The organism is Luteolibacter yonseiensis, assembly GCF_016595465.1.
Taxonomy (GTDB): domain Bacteria; phylum Verrucomicrobiota; class Verrucomicrobiia; order Verrucomicrobiales; family Akkermansiaceae; genus Luteolibacter; species Luteolibacter yonseiensis.
The window spans coordinates 949,494-966,103 of record NZ_JAENIK010000011.1; the positions used below are offsets into that span (position 1 = coordinate 949,494).

Sequence of the window (16,610 nt, forward strand, 5' to 3'; positions counted from 1 at the left end):
CCTCTAGTCCTCGTTCGTGGGGAGCAGGGTGAACCCCTTCAGGAAGGGTTTCCAGCGGTCGGGAAAAACCTCATCGGCAGGAATCGGAGTTCCGTCGTCCGCGTATTTCGCATCCACCTCTGGTCCTGTCTTTCCGGAAATTGTCCTGGCCCATGCGATCAATCTGCCCGAACTGGTCCGGGTGATCGTAAGGGTGGGGAACCACTTCTCTTCGGTGCTATACAAGAGGTTCCATTTCAGCGAGCTTATCAGGACTTCCGCTTGTTCGGTGGCTAGATGGGAGCGGAGGCTTTCCTGAATCCGTGCCGGCAGGGTTTTCGAAAAAGCCTCCATCCCGCTGCTGTCCAGACGGATCTCGGATGGGTCGGTTTGGATCGCCTTCAGTTGCTTTTTCTCCTCATCCTGTATCTCGGCATCGATCCGTTTCAGGGCATCGATGACATTTTTTTTCTCCACTTCCGACACGCCGAGGAGCGGCAGGGATCGTTCCACCCCATAAATGAGATACTCCATCCCGGCGGCCACCTGGTGCTGGGAGATCATCTTGGTCACGGTGGCCAGCGGGATGGACACCGTCGGCTCGGTGGCTTTTTTCTTTTCCTCCCGTAAAGCGACCCGGGTACGCCCCGCCGGATCCTCATTCTCCCCGCGGGTGTTTCCGGGGTGGGACCTGAGGGAGGAATTGGTATCGGGACTGCCCGTCGCAGGGGGCTGGTGGTCGCGGAAGGTGGGTGCGAATGCCACGCCCAGCGCGAAGCTCACCACCGCCGTGGCTGCGGTGATCCTGAATTGACGGGATTTCATGGTTTTGTGGAATGGGACCTATTCAGGCGCATCCGTCGGACGGCTTGGCGGAGCGTTGATCGGGCGGGGCAGGGGACCTGTTCCCGCGTCTCCTATCCGGGCTTGTGTCCGGATGGCTCCGGCGATGGCGTTCGCGAGCTTCTGGCGGTAGCCCGCGTCGCCAGCCAACCGCGCCTCGGCGGGGTTGCTCAGGTAGCCGCCCTCCAACAGGACACACGGGATTTCCGGATTCCGCGTCAGGCGGATGCGGCGCCGGACGAGACCACGGTTGCCGACCTCCACAGGGGATACCTGCGCCATGGCCTGTTGGCAGCGCACCGCCAGCCCGTGACTGTCCACCCGCCAGTAGTAGGTTTCCGGTCCACGGATCGGCGAAGGGCCGCTGTTGTAGTGCATGCTCACGAGAATCGCACCGCCATGCTTGTTGGCGCGGTCCACGCGTTCGTCCAGATCGATGAATGTGTCGTCACCCCGCATCAGGATGACTTTGAAATCCCCGCGCAGTTCGCCGGCGATCCGTTTGGCCGTGTCCAGCGCGAGATCCTTTTCCCGTTGATGGGTGTGGCGGCTTACCGCCCCCGGATCCTTGCCGCCATGGCCCGCATCGATGATCACGGTCTTGAATCCCTTGGGACCCGGGCGATGACCGTAAACATCCCGCCCGACGGATGACGGCGTGGCGGATGGACCGGAAGGGCCGGCGCAGGAGATGAACAAGGCACACGCGGAGACACACAGCGGGATTTTCACAAACAGACTCATGTGTGAATCCATCGCATGGGAACCAGCCCGGGAAAAGCCTGATTCTTTCCGTCCTTTCCCGCCACTCTTTCCCCCGCCTTGACGGATCATTCCTGTGAGTCAAAATTCCCCTCGCTTGAAAATCATCCACCTCATTGCTCCCGCGGCGTCGCTCGTCCTGATCGGCGTGTGGAATCTCTCGCTGTCGCGGTCCATTTCCGGCGTCGAGAATGACAACGGCGTCATCCGGAAAAAAATCTCCGCCACGGGTGCGGCTGGAAATGTTTCCGAATCCACACGGGCATCCGTCGCATCCCGGGGAAATTCCACCAATGGCAAACAAGGCATCGATTGGAAGCACATGTCCGGCAACCTGCTCGCCGCGGAAGACGATGACCGGAACGTCGAGGTCCGTGCGATGATCGATTTCCAACTCCGTTTGGCCGGAATGGCGCGTGAGGAGCTGATCGCCGCGCTGGATGAGATTTCCACGCTCGATCTTTCCGATGCGGAACGCGGCGCGCTGGAACAGAAGATTCTGGAATTCCTTGTCAAAAAGGATCCTCAATATGCCCTGGACCGTTTCGTGGACCGTATCGAGAGCGAGCCGGACACCATTGGCTGGCAGCTTTCCAACGCCATGAAGGAGTGGGCGAAAAAGGACCGGGCCTCGGCCGGCGCATGGTTGGACAGCCAGATCGCGGGCGGTAAATTCGAGAGCAGGACCCTGGATGGCAACAGCGAGATGCGCGTCCAGTTCGAGTCCGGATTGCTGGAGTCGATCCTCGGCTCCGATCTGACCGCCGCCGGAAACCGGCTCGCCGCCTTGCCGGAAGACCAGCGCCGCGAGGTGCTCGAAAACCTGTCCTTCCCGGAGCTCTCTGCCGGCGAGCAGAAATCCTACGCCGCCCTGGTGCGGCAGCTCGTTCCGGCGGACGAGCGCGAGGGTTCGTTCGCCCACATCGCCGACCAGCTTGTGGACGAAAACGGCTACGACAAGGTCAGTGGATTCCTCGATTCTGTCAGTGCGAATCCGGAGGAACGCGCCGCCGCCGCGATGCAGGTCGCCGAGTCCCGTCTTGGCAACCTGGCCTCCGATGGCGGGGTCACACAGGGCGAGATCGACAGCCTCCGCACCTGGTTGGACAAACAGGCTCCCGGCCAGACGGATGGCATCATCGGCAAGTCCCTCGCGGAAGCCGCGCAGGACGGCGGCGACTTCGGCTTTTCCGAAGCATCCCAGCTCGCTCTTGGCTATCAGAAAACCAGCGGCAGCGACGAGGTGCTCATCGCTTTTCTCAAAAGCTACTCCGCCCACTCGAATCTCGAGGAGGCACGCCACCTGGCGGAAATGATCTCCGACGAGAAGCGCCGCGAGGCGGTGCTCCGTGACCTGGAATGATACGAAGATGAAATTTTCCCTCGCCACCTCCCTCCTTATCCTCGTCCTCGGCGGAGCCATGGGGCTCATGCAGCGGAGTCGCCTGACAGGCCTGCGCCAGGATCAGGCCGAACTCGTCACCAGGGCTGGAACGCTCGGCATCACCGTCCAGCCGTCCGACGAAACACCGCTCACCAAGCGCCAGCGCGAGGAGGCCGGCGGCGGGCGGGCCGGTGAGATCCTCTCCCGGCTCGTTCCGGAAGCGAAGGAAATGGAACAACGTGAAAAATCCGGTGAAGAGATATCCGATACGGATACCGCACAACTGTTGAAGCAGCTCGTCGGCCTGGACGCGGGGCAACTCAAGCAGGTCATCGCCGGAGTTCATGACGACCCGGGCCTTTCGGACGAGATGCGCGGGAACCTCACGGGAGTGATGGTGATGCTTCTGGCCGAGCAGAATCCGGCGGCCGCTCTTGCCCTGGTTTCCGATTCCAAGGACCTGCTTGCGGACGAAAGCACGCGGAAGCAAATGATGCTTTCAGCGCTCACCCGCTGGTCGAAACAAGATCCGCAGGCCGCCCTGTCATGGATGCGCGGGCACACCGAATCGTATCCGGAACTCGCCGAAGACGAGACCAAACAAAGCATCATCAGCGGAGCCGCGGAAACCGATCCGAAGCTCGCTATAAAACTGATGGTCGAGATGAAGCCCGACGATGTGTCGTCAGCCATCAGCACGTTGGTCGAGACCGGCACGACTCCCGAGAAACGCAGCGCGGTGCTCGCGGCCCTGCGTGAATATGCCACGACCCTTCCTGACGAGACAGAGCGGGAGGACCTGATCGCCACCTCCCTCGAAGACATGGCGCGAAGCTTGTCCAACGAAAAGCTGGCATCCGTGAAAACCTGGTTGGACGCCGCGAACCTCAATCCTGCCGAGACTTCCCAATTTGCCGCGGGATTGTCCTATTTCAATACCAAGGAGGAGACCGGCCAGTGGATCGACTGGATGGCGGGAAATCTCCCTGCGGAAGACATCGCGGAAAACGTGGACAATCTTGTGGGACAGTGGACCCAGCAGGATTATCTGGCAGCGGGGAGATGGCTCTCCAACGCCGCGGAAGGACCCGCGAAGGCCGCCGCAGTGAAAACCTACGCCGCGACCGTCGCCGAATATGAACCGCAGACCGCCGTGCAATGGGCGCTCACGCTGCCTGCGGACGAGAGACAGGAAACCTTCGAAGCGATCTACGAGAACTGGCCCAAGCGGGACTCCGCCGCTGCCGAGGCTTTCGCAAAGGCCCACGGCATCGAGGTCACTCCCGAATGAGGGGGATCGCCGGGCCTTGGTGCCGCAGACCATCCTGACTACGCTTTTCTCAACGTCAGATGGATGATCTCGGCAGGCGCGTTCACCCGCAGCGGAAACCAGTTGCCGGTGCCGTTTCCGACGACCAGCGCGCGATCTGCTTTCCTATACAATCCGGACCAGTAGCGGAACATCAGGGGACCCGCGCCAAGTTCGTGCGTCAGCATCATCTGCCCGCCGTGGGTGTGACCCGCCAGCGTCAGCGGGATGCCGTTCTCCGCCGCCCGGTCGAACGCGTGTGGGTGGTGTGCGAGCAAGATCGGAAACGCGCCCGGCCTGCGCAGGGCTGACACCGTATCCACATCCGCCGCCATTTCCTCCTCGCCGTGATTCCATACGATTCCTAGCAGATCGACAGGCACGCCTGCGATCTCGATCGCGGCCATCTGGTTCAGCAGCAAGGTGATGCCCGCGTCCCGGACCCCTTTTTCAAACGCGGGCGCGTCGTCGAAGAGATCGTGGTTTCCCTCGATGACATACACTCCGGACTTCGCGCGGAGCTGTCGCAGCATGTGCACCGCCAGAGGAAGATCCCGGATGGTGTTGTCGATGAGATCGCCGGTGAAAAGCACCAGATCCGCGTCCAGTCCGTTGGTTGCTTTCACGATCTCGTCCAGAACCCGTCCCTTTGTGAACTTGCCCACATGGGTATCCGTCACATGGGCGATCCTCAACCCGTCCAAGGCGGCGGGGAGGTCCGGCAATGCCACCGTCAGCTCGCGAATGCGGAAACGCGTCATCCTCGGCAGGCTGAAGGCACCGGTGCCGTAGGTCGCCACCACCGGCAATGTTATTGCCAGGGTCCCCAACAACTGCCGCCGGGTCCATGGTTCTTCCGCGATGGGAGAAGGTAAGGGTGTGGATTTCCTGTTGAAGAGCCTTTTGTAAATCGAACCAACCGCCCACACCAGCATTGTCGGCAGGCCCAGGAACGGCAGGAAAATCAATCCCCACAACAAAACCAGCGCGTACAGCACGGCGGGGATCGGCATGGTCACCGTGTTCGCCCTGCCCAGCAGCACCCAGACGTAGCCGGCCAGCAGCACCGCCACCATCAGGCCCAGTGTCCACTTGATCCCGGCTGGAGCGGCCAACCGTTTAAGCCGCCGGTGTGCCCAGAACCACCAGGCGAGGGAAAGCAACGGGATTCCGAGAATGATGAAGTAAACGACAGGCATAAGCGACAGCGCCGCAACCTAACCGGGTTTGCTGTCCTGTCCACTTCCGCCAAGGGGAAATATCCGACGGGGTGGAACTCCGGCCTTCTGCCTCCCGACCAGCCGCTTTCAATATTCCGCCCGTCCCGGACAGACGGAATAAATCTACACCAGCGCTTTTGTAGATTTCAGCGTGTCGATGTCCTCCAGGGTTTTGTCGCGGCGGATGGACTTGATGCGGGGGAATCTCAGCGCCAGTCCGGAGTCGTGGCGGGAAGAGGGGATGATGGCGTCGAAGGCGATTTCGAGCACGATGTCCGGCTTCACGTGATGCTTGAGCTTCTCCTTGCGCAGCGTGTTCCGCTTGAAATGGGCGGTGAGTTCCGCGGTTTCCTCGTCGCTGAGGCCGGAGTGGGTCTTGCCCAGGATGCAAAGTTTCCCCGAGATTTCGTCACGGATGGCGAAGGTATAGTCGGTGAGGATGTCCGGCCGCAGGCCTTGCCTCTGCCGGGCGATGACGACGACGCAGTCGAGCGTGGGCATCACCCCCTTGAGCTTGATCCACGAGTTTTCACGGCGGCCGGGCAGGTAGATGCCGGAGGGGTCCTTCGCGACCAGCCCTTCATGATTGTTCTGGAGCGAGTGCTTGAAGGTGGCCTCGATTTCCGCCGCATTTTCCGCCGCGTAGATGGTGATGGTTTCAAAAGGGGCGGCGAGAGCGAGTGACTCCAGCTTGAGGTGCCGTTCGACCAACGGCTGGCCCAGAAGGTCCGCGCCTTGATGCCAGAGGAGGTCGAAGGCGATGAAACGGGAAGGGGAGGCCGGCGGAAGATCCTTGTCTGTCAGAAAAAGATCACCGCTTGTTTGTTTGGGTGGCTGGCGCTTTTGCAAATCACGCGGCTTGAGCTTGCGGCCATCGGTGTAGGCGATGATTTCACCGTCGAGGATGAAATCGCCGCTGATTTTTCCCGCGGCGGCGACGAGTTCGGGAAACCTGGCGTTGATCGGCCTGAGATCGCGGGAGAAGAGGGTGACCTCGTCGCCCCGTTTGTGGAGCTGCGCGCGGATGCCATCATACTTCGCCTCCAGCCAATAGGGGGGAGGGAACGGGAGTTTTTCAAACAGGGGGCGGGTGTCCGTTTCATCATGCCCGGGCGACGAGGCCAGCATGCATTTGACCGGGATGCCCACCCGCAGGCCGGCTTCGGCGAGCCTGCCATGTTTGGCCAGCAGGATGGTTTCCCCGATGTCTCCGGAGAGCATGTGCGCGTCCCGCACACTGGCGGAGTCCAGCTTGAAGACCGCGGCGATGGCATCCTCGATGTGCTCCGCCTTGAGTCCCACGCGGAGATCTCCGGTGAGCAGCCTGACGATGGTCTCGCTCTCGACCGGATGCAGTGTCGAAAGGCGCGCGGCAAGCAGGGAGATGCGGTCCAGATCGCTGGCCGTGGCGAGAAGTGTTTGGAAAAACGTTTCAAGTCCGGCGAGATCGAGCGGTTCCGGACGGATCTGGATTTCCTGCAGCACAAGCCGTGCGGTGCGGGCTGTGTCGCTCTGGGCGTGTGAGATCTCGCGATAGCGTTCCTCCCGGACGCTGGGCAGGGAGAGCAGCGCGTGACGGATGCCGGCGTCGCTGAAACGCAGGGTGGCTTGTCCCGGCTTGCCGGGGAGAGCCTGGCCGGTCAGCCAGATGGCGGAAAGGCTGAGTTCCTGCTCGGTGGTCAGGCCGCGCAGGTAGGTGGCGATGTATTCGGTTTTCGAAACCCGGCTGCTGGTTTCACCGATGAGACGGCAAAGGTCCCCGAAATCCGCGAGCGTGCAGATGGCGCGGATGTGGCGCGTGGTGCCCGAACCGCCGCCACGCTGCGCGGCTTGGTTGATGGAAAGCTCCAGTTGGTCGTCCCCCATGGCGCACCAGGCTTCCATGCCTTTCGCGCGGAGTTCCCGGGCGAATTCCCGGGCGAAGCCGTGGACGGTCAGGATCCGCTTCGGGCGGACGCGCTGGATGCATTCCAGAAGTCCGGTGTGATCCGCATGATCGGAAAGAGGGAAGATTTCATCCACCGAATAGCGGAATTTCGCGCCTTTTTGCATCGCCCAACCGGTGAGCATGGCGGTGCGTTTGGATTTCAATCCGCGGAGAAGTTTCGAGCGGATGGTGCTGGGCGGTGCGATGACGACATGGCCCGGTGGCGCGTGACCGTCGAATTCCACAGGTTCGGGCAGCGTTTCCACGCCCACCTCGCGGCAGGCCCTGGTCATGGCGGCGACCGTCGGATGAAGCAGGGCCGGGATGCCGTGTTCGGTGAGAAGGGCCAGGGCTTCCTGGGCTTTCCCCAGCGCATAGCCGAAGAGGACGGGTGTCTCGCCATCGGCAAAGGCGTCATGGACGAAGCGCAGGATGCCGGCCTCGATCTCCATGCTGCCGGGAAATTCGTAATTCGGCAGACCAAAGGTGGTCTCCAGAATGAGGGTGTCGGCATTGAGGAAGTTGACCGACTCCGCCGTCCTGCCGCGACGGGTCTTGAAATCTCCGGTGTAGAGCAGGCTCGCGTTGTCCTTGATGCGGGTGATGTGGAGCATCGCCGAGCCGGAAATGTGGCCTGCGGGAAGGAGCCGGAGGCGGAACCCGTCACGCACCACAGGCACATGGAAGGACACGGCTTCGATCCTGCTTTCCGCCAGATGAAAACGTTTGTGAACCAGCGCCGCGGTGACTTCCGAGCAGAGCGCGGATTCATGCCGTGCGAAGTGATCCGCGTGGGCGTGGGAGACGAACGCCCGTGGCTTCGCATCCCATGGGTCCAGCCACAGGTCGAGCTCGGGTAGATATAATCCACGTTTGAATCTGACTTCGATCAATGTGCGGAAAGCCTAGACCTAGTGCGGGCTGATGGCCAAGGGAAAGTGGAGAAACTGCCGGAGGCGCGGTCCGGATACACGGGAAATGGAAGAACTCAGGGTATCACCCCGCGTTTATTTACCGATGCAGAAACTGCTGAAAATAACGCCAAGCAGGTCTTCCGTGTCGACCTTGCCCGGGATTTCTCCAAGGGCGTCCAGTGCCTCTCGCAGGTCGATGGCGGCGAGTTCCTGATCCCCCGACAAATCCTCCAGGAGAGCCAGGGCCGCGAGCAGGGAGGTCCGGGCCATTTGCAGGCTGGCCTGATGCCGGGCGTTGATGGCGACGGCGTGCTCTCCCCAGTCGGCCTCGCTGAAATGAAGCGTGTCGCTGATGGCTTGGGAGAGTTGTTCGAAGCCATCGCCCTTGTCGCAGGAGATCCGCACGGCGGAAACCTCCGCCCACGACGGATGTTCCCCGAGATCGGTTTTGTTGAGGACGAGAATGTGCTTGGCCGAGGTTGCGGGCGATGCCGCGTCAGCGGGGCGGGGGCCGCTGGCATCCGCGATTTCCAGAAGAAGATCCGCGGCTTCGATCTGCCTCACCGTCCGTTGGATTCCTTCCGCCTCGATGCGGTCGTCCGACTCGCGCATTCCGGCGGTGTCGACCAGCCGCAGGGGGATGCCATGGAGGTTGATGATTTCCTCGATGGTGTCGCGGGTGGTTCCGGCGATGTCGCTGACGATGGCCCGCTCGAATCCGAGCAGGCGGTTCAGCAGGCTGGATTTTCCGACGTTCGGCTCGCCGAAGATCACGGTGCGGACACCCTCGCGCAACACACGGCCCTGGTCGGCGGTGGAGAGCAGGGAATCCACGACCGCGAGGACCGAGCCGACGCGGCCACGCAGCAGCACGCCGGTCTGGGGATCGATGTCCTCCTCCGGGAAATCGATCCACGCTTCCAGATGGGCGAGGGTTTCCAGGAGCATGTCCCGGGCCTCGGTGGTGCGGCGTCCGAGCGTGCCTTCAAGCTGGCTGCGCGCCGCACGCAGGGAGAGCCGTGTCTGTGCGGAAATGAGATCCATGACGCCCTCGGCTTGCGTGAGGTCGAGTTTTCCATTCAGGAACGCCCGCTGGGTGAATTCGCCCGGACCTGCGGCGGTGGCCCCACAGGCGAGGAAGCGGGACAGCACTTCCCGCGTGACCAACATGCCGCCGTGGCCGGTGAATTCGACACTGTCTTCACCGGTGTAGCTGTTGGGACCGCGGAACACGGTGAGAAGCCCGTCATCGAGGATCTCCCCGTTTTCATCCCGGATGTGGCAGTAGCGTGCGGCTCGCGGCACGGAGGTGGATGCCTTGCCGGCGGTGGCGAGATCGGCGACCTGCAGCGCGCGGGGACCGGAAATTCTCACAAGCGAGACCGCGCCGACGCCTACAGGCGTGGCGATGGCCACGATGGTGGTGCGGGAAGGATCCGAAATGGCGTGCATCCGTGGAAGTTGCTTCTTCGTTTTTACGATACGTGTCTCCCAGCCATCAAGGCCGGGGAATCCCAGCGGATGCCGGTTTCGGAAGATCGGTGGCGTCTCAAACCGCCGCTGCGGCGAGCACCGAATCCAGGACCTCGAGGCAGCGCTTGTTCTGCTCTTCGGTCCCGATGGAGATGCGCACCCAGTCCGGGAGCTTGTAGCTGCTCATGGCGCGGACGATGACGCCCTGCTTGAGCATGTCACGGAAGACGCGATCGCCTTCGCCGGTTTTGACAAGCAGGAAGTTCGCATGGCTGGGGACGAATTCCAAGCCACGCGCGGCGAGTTCCTTTTCATAAAAGGCCATCCCGGCGGAGTTCACCGCGCGGGTCTTCGCGATGTGCTCCGCATCAGCCAAGGCTGCGAGAGCCCCTGCCTGGGCGATGCTGTTCACATTGAAAGGTTGGCGGGCCTTCTGCAGAAGCGTCGCGACATTTTTCGAAGCCAGACCGTAGCCGACGCGCAGTGCCGCGAGACCGTGGATCTTGGAAAAGGTGCGGAGCACGCAGACGTTCCTGCCCTCGCGGACATACTTCAGCGTGTCCGGCGGATTGTCCGGGAATTCGTAATACGCCTCGTCGAAGACGACGATCACATGTTCCGGCACGCGTGCCATGAAGCGGTCGATGGCGGCCTGGTCCACCATGGTGCCTGTCGGGTTGTTCGGATTCGCGATGAAAACGAGGCGTGTGTTCTCGTTGATCGCATCCGCCATGGCGTCGAGATCGTGGAGGAATCCCGGATCCTCGACCTCCACATATTTCGCGCCGAAGAGCGTGGCCATCAGCTTGTAAACGACGAAGGCGTGTTTCGCGGCGATGAGCTCCGCGTCGCGGTTCAGGAAGGTGTGGCAGAGCAGTTCGATGATTTCGTTCGAACCATTTCCCAAGATGATGTTGGAGATCTCCATGTCGAACGATCCGGCGATGGCGCTGCGCAGGCGGTAGCCGCCGCCGTCCGGATAGATGTGCGATTCTTCGAGAGCCTCACGCATCGCCGCCTTCGCAAGCGGCGAGGGGCCCAACGGGTTCTCATTCGAGGCGACCTTGACGATTTGTGAAGGATCCAGACCGAGCTCGCGCGCGGTTTCGTCGATGGGCTTTCCTGGCTCATAGGCCACGAGGTCACACACAAACCGGTTCGCGTATTGGTCAATCGTCATCGCGGGAATCAGTAGGGCGCGGGCCCCGTTTGGTCAACGGTTGGCTTTGAGAAGTGTTTCGAATTTTACGAGCGCTTCATCGTAAACGGCCGCGAGGGAACGGTCGGGCTGGAGGGTGGAACCGGCGGAAGCCTTGCAGAAAACGTCCTGCAGGGCCTCGAGATCGTGGCCATCCGCCGCCGCGGCGACGAGCGCCGCACCGAGGGCCGCGGAGTTCGAGACGTCCAGCCGCTCGACCGGGGCTTGGAAGATGTCGGCGACAAGCCGGGCGATGCCGTCGTTCTTGGATGCTCCGCCGGTGAGGCGGATGCGCTCGGTCTTGACGCCCATCCACCCGGAGTGCAGGCGCATGTTCAGGAACTGCCCTTCCAGCAGCGCACGAACTTGGAGGCCGGGGTTTTCAGCGGATTCAAACTCGGCGGACCCTTGCAGCACTGGTCCGGTGAAGTCGTGGCGCGGGGTGATTTCAGGGCCGTAGAACGGCAGCATCTGGTTTTTTCCCGCCGCATCCGAGGTGGCGGCGAGCGCGGGTTGGTCGAAGGCCGACCAATCAAGACCGAGTTGGTCACGCAGCGCCTCACGGGCGAGGGAGCCGTTGCGGAAACAGATGAGCGACATGAAGCCGCCGGCGGGATTTCCGAAGACATGACCGAAGCCGTTCGGATCGGTCTTCGGCCCCGGCATGGCGGCGAAGAACGTGTCGCTCGTGCCGAGGGAGATCACGATGTTTCCCGGTGTGGTGGCACCCATGCCGACGAGCGAGGCGGGATTGTCTCCGGTGAAAAGCGCGGTGCGGCAATTTTCCGAGATCCCGTATTTTTTTGTGAAATAGGGGGAAACCGTGCCTTGGACGCTGGTTTGTGGCGCGGGGGGTAAAAGCTTGGAACCCAGATCCGGAGCCGTGGCGGCCAGGAGCTCGGTGTCCCAGCCGAGTTTGGCCAGGCCGAGCAGGTTCATGCCCGCGCCGTCACCGAAGTCGATGGGCACGGACTTTCCGGCGATGACCGAAGCGATGAAGGAGCTGACGAGATGGATGCGGGCGGTTTTCCCATAAGCGGCAGGGTCGGTCTTGTAAAACCGGCGGATCTGAGGGCCGGTGAAGCGTTCGATGGCGATCGATCCGCTGCGGGCGCAGACAGCCGCAGGGCCGCCGGTGGCGGAGGTGATCTCGGCGCACTCGGTTCCGGTGGAGGTGTCCATCCAGATGGGAGATGTCGCGCGGGTGAGGGAGGGGGAGAGCTGGGTGGACAGGTTTTGGGAAATATCCAGGCCCGCGAGGCGGCTGTCGAAGGTGCTGTCCAGATAAACCGAACCGTGTTGCTGGCCGGACCCCGCGATCATCCGGATTTTCGAGAGATCCGTCTCCGCCGCGAGACGTGTGAAGAGGAGGTCGAGCGCGTCGAGCCACATCAGGGGATTCGCATGGACCTCCCCATCCCTGCCACCGGGGATGAAGCCGCTGGGTGAGCCGTATTCGGGGAGGCTGCTCCCGAAGTTCACGGAAAGCTGGCAGGTGATTTCGCCGGAACCGGGGTCGATGATGACGGCGGTGAGGGATTGGGTGGAGGAGTCGAGTCCGAGAAACATGAATCCAGTCTTTCTTGCCGGGTGATTTTTCCAAGCGGGAAAATCACCCCATGCGTGGTAGGAATGAAAAAGGCGGTTGCTTTCGCAACCGCCTTCGGAGGTATGTCAGGTGCTATGACCCGGAGCCGGCTCAGAAGCCGACGCTGAGGAGGGAACCTGCGACGAATTCGTTTTCGGTGCTGTTCCAGAGGCTGCCGGTGCTTTCACCGAGAGCGATGGAGTAGGCAGCGAATGGGGAAAGCTTCGCGTGTTCGGCAAAGCCCCAGTCGAGGGAGACCTTGGTGGTCAGGGCGGTGAAGTCACCACCTTCGATGAGGTAGCCGAGGTTGCCACCGACGTTGAGGGTGAGGCACTGGTTCAGTTCGAAAGCGCGGCTGAGGGCGAGTTCGCTGTAACCTTCGTTGCCACCGTCGTTTTCGATGATGTCCCAGAAGTAGGTCAAGGAAGCCGTTGCGAAGCCAAGGTCGCGGGAGAGCGAGAAGTAAACTTCCTGATCGTCCGTGCCACCGTTGGTGTTGTCGAGGTTCCAGTAGTAGATGTAGCCCACGGAAGCGGTCGCGAATCCGAAGTCCTTGCCGACTTCGGTGTAGAGATCGACTTCGCTGTCGATGTCGTTCGAGGTGCCGTCTTGGTCGAAAGCGGCAGCCCAGACGCCACCGCTGATGCTCAAGCCGTTCCACTCGGCAGCGGCGTCAACGCCGACTTCGACGAGGTCGTCACCAAGCTCAACTCCACGGAAGAGGTAGGAGCTGGTGTATCCGGTGTGGAGTTCGTATTCGACTTCCGCGTTAGCGTTGCCAGCCACGAGGGCGGAGGCAGCGGCCAAGGCGCCAATGGTTTTGCAGTAGTTGTGCATCTTGTTATGTTGGTTTTCGGTTGCTGCTTCGTCCGTGGCTGCCGATGTCGACAGACAGGAGCGAGTCGGATTCAGCGTCCTGCATGCCGCATAGCAGCTGGAAACTTTCCGTTGGCGCGAATATTTCACCTTTCCGAAAGATGTGTCCAGAAATTAATTGGCATGCGGATTCAGGTTCCGCACGACGAGGGGATAGGATTCCGGCCGGGGGGATGGCAAGAGAGAATCTCCAGTTTCCCTGTTTTTTCCAAAACAGTTGCGGCTTGTTGTCAGTGGATTAGCTCGAATTGTCATATTGGCACGGGCCTTGCTTATTGCCGCTCATCTCCCGCGAATTTGGAATTCCCGGGCTCAAGCAACCAATCATCCGATTAACCCTGACCACCATGACCAGTCGATACCTATGTAAAGTGCGAGCCCTCACGGCGGCCGCGATCGCTTCCATCGCCATTCCCATGTGTATGACCGCGCATGCGCAAGAGGCGGCCACTCCTCCGCCGGCCGCGGAGGCCGCGGCACCTGCCGCGGCGACGCCGACTCTTGAAGAACGGATCGCGGATGTGGAAGCCTATATGAACAACGTCGCCCGTCCGGAAAAAGCGAGCGGTGCGACATCGCTCGTTGCCGGACCTGGTCCTGGCACGAACGCCTGGCAGATGGTCAGCACGGCCCTGGTGCTGTTCATGACGCTTCCGGGTCTCGCCCTTTTCTACGGTGGTCTCGTCCGACGCAAGAACGTGCTTTCCGTTCTCGCGCAATGTCTTGGAATCGCCTGCGTCGTCACTCCTCTCTGGTGGTTGTGCGGATACAGCCTCTCCTTCGGGGTGGATGCGAAGAGCGCGTTCATCGGTGACTTCAGCAACATGATGTTCAAAGGCGTCGAGCCGGGAAATGTTGGTGCCGGTTACTACTGGATCTCCGACAGCATGTGGGCCATGTTCCAGCTCACCTTCGCGATCATCACGCCCGCCCTCATCATCGGCGCCATCGCCGAGCGCATGAAGTTCGCGGCCATCATGGCCTTCGTGGTGATCTGGATGTTCGCAGTCTACTTCCCATTCGCCCACATGGTGTGGTCCACGGTCGGCTTCATGTGCGGACCTCTCAACCCTGCCGCCGGCATCAAGGCCATCGACTTCGCAGGTGGCACGGTCGTTCACATGACCTCCGGCTGGTCCGCTCTGGTTCTCTGCCTCATCCTCGGCAAGCGCAAGGGCCTTGGCAAGGAGTCGATGGCTCCCCACAGCATGGTTCTCTGCATGGTCGGCACCGGCATGCTCTGGGTCGGCTGGTATGGATTCAACGCCGGCTCCGCTCTTGGTGCCGACGCCATCGCCTCGAACGCCTTCGTCACCACCACCCTTTGCGCCGCAACCGCGGGTCTGGCATGGGCGCTCATCGAATGGATCTGCAAGGGCAAGCCAAGTGTTCTCGGTTTCTGCTCGGGCATCGTCGCCGGTCTCGTGGTCATCACTCCAGCCGCTGGCTTCGTGACCTCCACCTCCTCGGTCATCATGGGCGTCATCGCCGGTGTGGTTCCCTTCCTCGCGGTGGCTTACCTCAAGCAAATGCTTGGATATGACGACGCTCTCGACACCTTCGGTGTTCACGGTGTCGGTGGAACTCTCGGAGCCATCCTTACGGGTGTCTTCGCGGATGAGAAAGCCAACTCGGTGGTCGCCGGACTCAAGAACGGCCTCATCGTCGAGCAACTCAAGGCTGTCGGCCTCACCATCGTCTGGAGCGTGGTCGCCACCGCCATCATCGCCTACATCGTGAAAGCGGTGATCGGCCTCCGCCCAAGCGCTGAAGTCGAGGAAGCCGGTCTCGACCTCGCCGAGCACGGTGAGCAAGGCTACGAACACTGAGATTTGAAATCAGTCTGAACATTCACTACGGGCGGATCGGAAACGGTCCGCCCGTTTTCATTTGCCCCGGATCGCCCGACAGGTTCCTCTCTCCGCGTGTCACGCCACTCCGCCAGAATCCTCATCGTCGCCAGCCTGCTCGCAGCATCGGCGTTCGCGGCGTGGAGCTGGCTCCGCCCTTATGAATGGATGGCGGATCCCGCCGCGCGCGGCGAAATTTCCGAATCTCTCGTCACCCGTGACCAGTCGTTCTACTGGGTGACCGTCCATCTGATGATCAGGGAAGGTGAGCGGCACGATCTTGAGATCCCCGTCAGCCTCGTCACGGATGAAGGGAAAAACATCCAGCCTGCCGACAGCACCTTCGCAGGCCCGGACCCGTTGAACGCCACGGAGATTTGGTTCAAATTCTGGCTGGATTCCGCGGATCTCAGCCGTCCGCTCACCCTTCATCTGAATGGTGGAAGGCTCGCTGTCAAAACCACCACCGGCCTTCCCGCCCTGGGGGACTCCGGATCCCGAAATTTCACTACGAACCGCTGGTAATCATGCCCTGGCTCCTCATCGACAACTCCAACACCCGTACCAAGTTCGCCCTGGCTGACAAGGACCGGCTCCTGCCATGGCGGGGAGTCCTGCCCACCGCGGATATTTCTCCGGAGAGCCTGCGGGACCTGCTTGAGGGTGTGGGTTTCGAAGCCACCATCATCTGTTCGGTAGTCCCCGAGAAGGCTGCCATCCTGGACTCCTGGTTTTCCGCAAAAGGTCCGCTCCATTTCCTCACCGCATCAAGCCCCCTGGGCATGGGTATCGATTATCCGACGCCCGGACAGATCGGCGCGGACCGTCTGGCCAACGCGGCCGGGCTTCTCACCCGCCACCGGGTGCCGGCCATCATCATCGACTTCGGCACCGCGGTCACATTCGACGTCATTTCCGCCGAGCCCGCCTATTGCGGCGGTGTCATCGCGCCCGGGCTCGGTGCGATGTCGGGCTACCTCACCCGCAAGACCGCGCTGCTGCCGGAAATCGAGCTTGAGGAGCCTTCCTCCGCCATCGGCAAATCGACCGTCCATGCCATGCAGGTCGGGGCGGTCATCGGCTATCGCGGGCTGGTGAAGGAGATCATCGCACGCATCTGCGAGGAGCTTCCCGGCGTGCCGGAAATCATCGCCACCGGTGGCGACGCGGCGCTCATTGCCAGAGGTGTGGCGGAGATCGACACGGTTGATCCCGACATCACTCTCGACGGCCTGCGGCAGGTCGCGGCCCGTGTTTTTTTAACCCCGTAATTGCGGAAAAAACGTG

General features: G+C 61.7%; 13 protein-coding genes. 5 read left to right on the forward strand and 8 right to left on the reverse strand.

Going from position 1 to position 16,610, the window contains the following annotated elements; genetic code table 11:
• Positions 1–3: 3 nt before the first annotated feature.
• Entirely contained in the window at positions 4–804 is an 801-nt protein-coding gene (locus JIN84_RS13785) for a hypothetical protein (protein ID WP_200351621.1), read from the reverse strand.
• A gap of 18 nt (positions 805–822) precedes the next feature.
• A complete protein-coding gene (locus JIN84_RS13790) occupies positions 823–1,566 on the reverse strand; it encodes an N-acetylmuramoyl-L-alanine amidase family protein (protein WP_200351622.1) in 744 nt (247 codons plus the stop codon).
• Positions 1,567–1,681: 115 nt separating this feature from the next.
• Here JIN84_RS13790 and JIN84_RS13795 point away from each other — a divergent pair, with 115 nt between their 5' ends.
• Positions 1,682–2,947 carry a hypothetical protein gene (locus JIN84_RS13795; protein WP_200351623.1) on the forward strand — a complete coding sequence of 422 codons (1,266 nt, stop codon included), beginning with the start codon at positions 1,682–1,684 and terminating at the stop codon, positions 2,945–2,947.
• Between the two features lie 7 nt (positions 2,948–2,954).
• Positions 2,955–4,259 (forward strand): hypothetical protein, encoded by a 1,305-nt coding sequence (locus JIN84_RS13800; protein WP_200351624.1) that lies wholly within the window; start codon positions 2,955–2,957, stop codon positions 4,257–4,259.
• Positions 4,260–4,297: 38 nt separating this feature from the next.
• Here the strand turns inward: JIN84_RS13800 and JIN84_RS13805 are convergent, their stop codons facing one another.
• The 6 genes from JIN84_RS13805 to JIN84_RS13830 all read right to left on the reverse strand — a co-directional run bounded on the left by JIN84_RS13805 (position 4,298) and on the right by JIN84_RS13830 (position 13,434).
• Positions 4,298–5,476: a metallophosphoesterase gene (locus tag JIN84_RS13805; protein WP_200351625.1), complete on the reverse strand. Its 1,179-nt coding sequence runs from the start codon at positions 5,474–5,476 to the stop codon at positions 4,298–4,300.
• Positions 5,477–5,620: 144 nt separating this feature from the next.
• Positions 5,621–8,317 (reverse strand): ATP-dependent DNA ligase, encoded by a 2,697-nt coding sequence (locus tag JIN84_RS13810; RefSeq protein WP_200351626.1) that lies wholly within the window; start codon positions 8,315–8,317, stop codon positions 5,621–5,623.
• 114 nt (positions 8,318–8,431) lie between these two features.
• The gene (mnmE, locus tag JIN84_RS13815; RefSeq protein WP_200351627.1) at positions 8,432–9,790 is read right to left on the reverse strand and encodes a tRNA uridine-5-carboxymethylaminomethyl(34) synthesis GTPase MnmE; all 1,359 of its coding nucleotides are present in this window, start codon (positions 9,788–9,790) and stop codon (positions 8,432–8,434) included.
• Positions 9,791–9,887: 97 nt separating this feature from the next.
• A complete protein-coding gene (gene hisC, locus JIN84_RS13820; protein ID WP_200351628.1) occupies positions 9,888–10,991 on the reverse strand; it encodes a histidinol-phosphate transaminase in 1,104 nt (367 codons plus the stop codon).
• Between the two features lie 33 nt (positions 10,992–11,024).
• The gene (locus JIN84_RS13825; RefSeq protein WP_200351629.1) at positions 11,025–12,578 is read right to left on the reverse strand and encodes a xylulokinase; all 1,554 of its coding nucleotides are present in this window, start codon (positions 12,576–12,578) and stop codon (positions 11,025–11,027) included.
• A gap of 130 nt (positions 12,579–12,708) precedes the next feature.
• Complete coding sequence (locus JIN84_RS13830; protein WP_200351630.1) at positions 12,709–13,434, reverse strand: TorF family putative porin; 726 nt, start codon at positions 13,432–13,434, stop codon at positions 12,709–12,711.
• A gap of 461 nt (positions 13,435–13,895) precedes the next feature.
• Between JIN84_RS13830 and JIN84_RS13835 the strand changes: the two genes are divergently transcribed.
• The 3 genes from JIN84_RS13835 (at position 13,896) to JIN84_RS13845 (ending at position 16,594) form a co-directional block, all read left to right on the forward strand.
• Entirely contained in the window at positions 13,896–15,302 is a 1,407-nt protein-coding gene (locus tag JIN84_RS13835) for an ammonium transporter (protein ID WP_234043466.1), read from the forward strand.
• 96 nt (positions 15,303–15,398) lie between these two features.
• Positions 15,399–15,848, forward strand: a complete 450-nt coding sequence (locus tag JIN84_RS13840; protein ID WP_200351632.1) for a hypothetical protein — start codon at positions 15,399–15,401, stop codon at positions 15,846–15,848.
• 2 nt (positions 15,849–15,850) lie between these two features.
• Complete coding sequence (locus JIN84_RS13845) at positions 15,851–16,594, forward strand: type III pantothenate kinase (RefSeq protein WP_200351633.1); 744 nt, start codon at positions 15,851–15,853, stop codon at positions 16,592–16,594.
• Positions 16,595–16,610 lie beyond the last annotated feature (16 nt).

Excerpts from the sequence above, each read along its gene's own strand:
- JIN84_RS13785 (WP_200351621.1), bottom strand. The coding sequence starts at position 804 with ATGAAATCCCGTCAATTCAGGATCACCGCAGCCACGGCGGTGGTGAGC.
- JIN84_RS13790 (WP_200351622.1), bottom strand. The coding sequence starts at position 1,566 with ATGAGTCTGTTTGTGAAAATCCCGCTGTGTGTCTCCGCGTGTGCCTTG.
- JIN84_RS13800 (WP_200351624.1), top strand. The coding sequence starts at position 2,955 with ATGAAATTTTCCCTCGCCACCTCCCTCCTTATCCTCGTCCTCGGCGGA.
- JIN84_RS13805 (WP_200351625.1), bottom strand. The coding sequence starts at position 5,476 with ATGCCTGTCGTTTACTTCATCATTCTCGGAATCCCGTTGCTTTCCCTC.
- mnmE (WP_200351627.1), bottom strand. The coding sequence starts at position 9,790 with ATGCACGCCATTTCGGATCCTTCCCGCACCACCATCGTGGCCATCGCC.
- hisC (WP_200351628.1), bottom strand. The coding sequence starts at position 10,991 with ATGACGATTGACCAATACGCGAACCGGTTTGTGTGTGACCTCGTGGCC.
- JIN84_RS13825 (WP_200351629.1), bottom strand. The coding sequence starts at position 12,578 with ATGTTTCTCGGACTCGACTCCTCCACCCAATCCCTCACCGCCGTCATC.
- JIN84_RS13830 (WP_200351630.1), bottom strand. The coding sequence starts at position 13,434 with ATGCACAACTACTGCAAAACCATTGGCGCCTTGGCCGCTGCCTCCGCC.
- JIN84_RS13835 (WP_234043466.1), top strand. The coding sequence starts at position 13,896 with ATGACCGCGCATGCGCAAGAGGCGGCCACTCCTCCGCCGGCCGCGGAG.
- JIN84_RS13845 (WP_200351633.1), top strand. The coding sequence starts at position 15,851 with ATGCCCTGGCTCCTCATCGACAACTCCAACACCCGTACCAAGTTCGCC.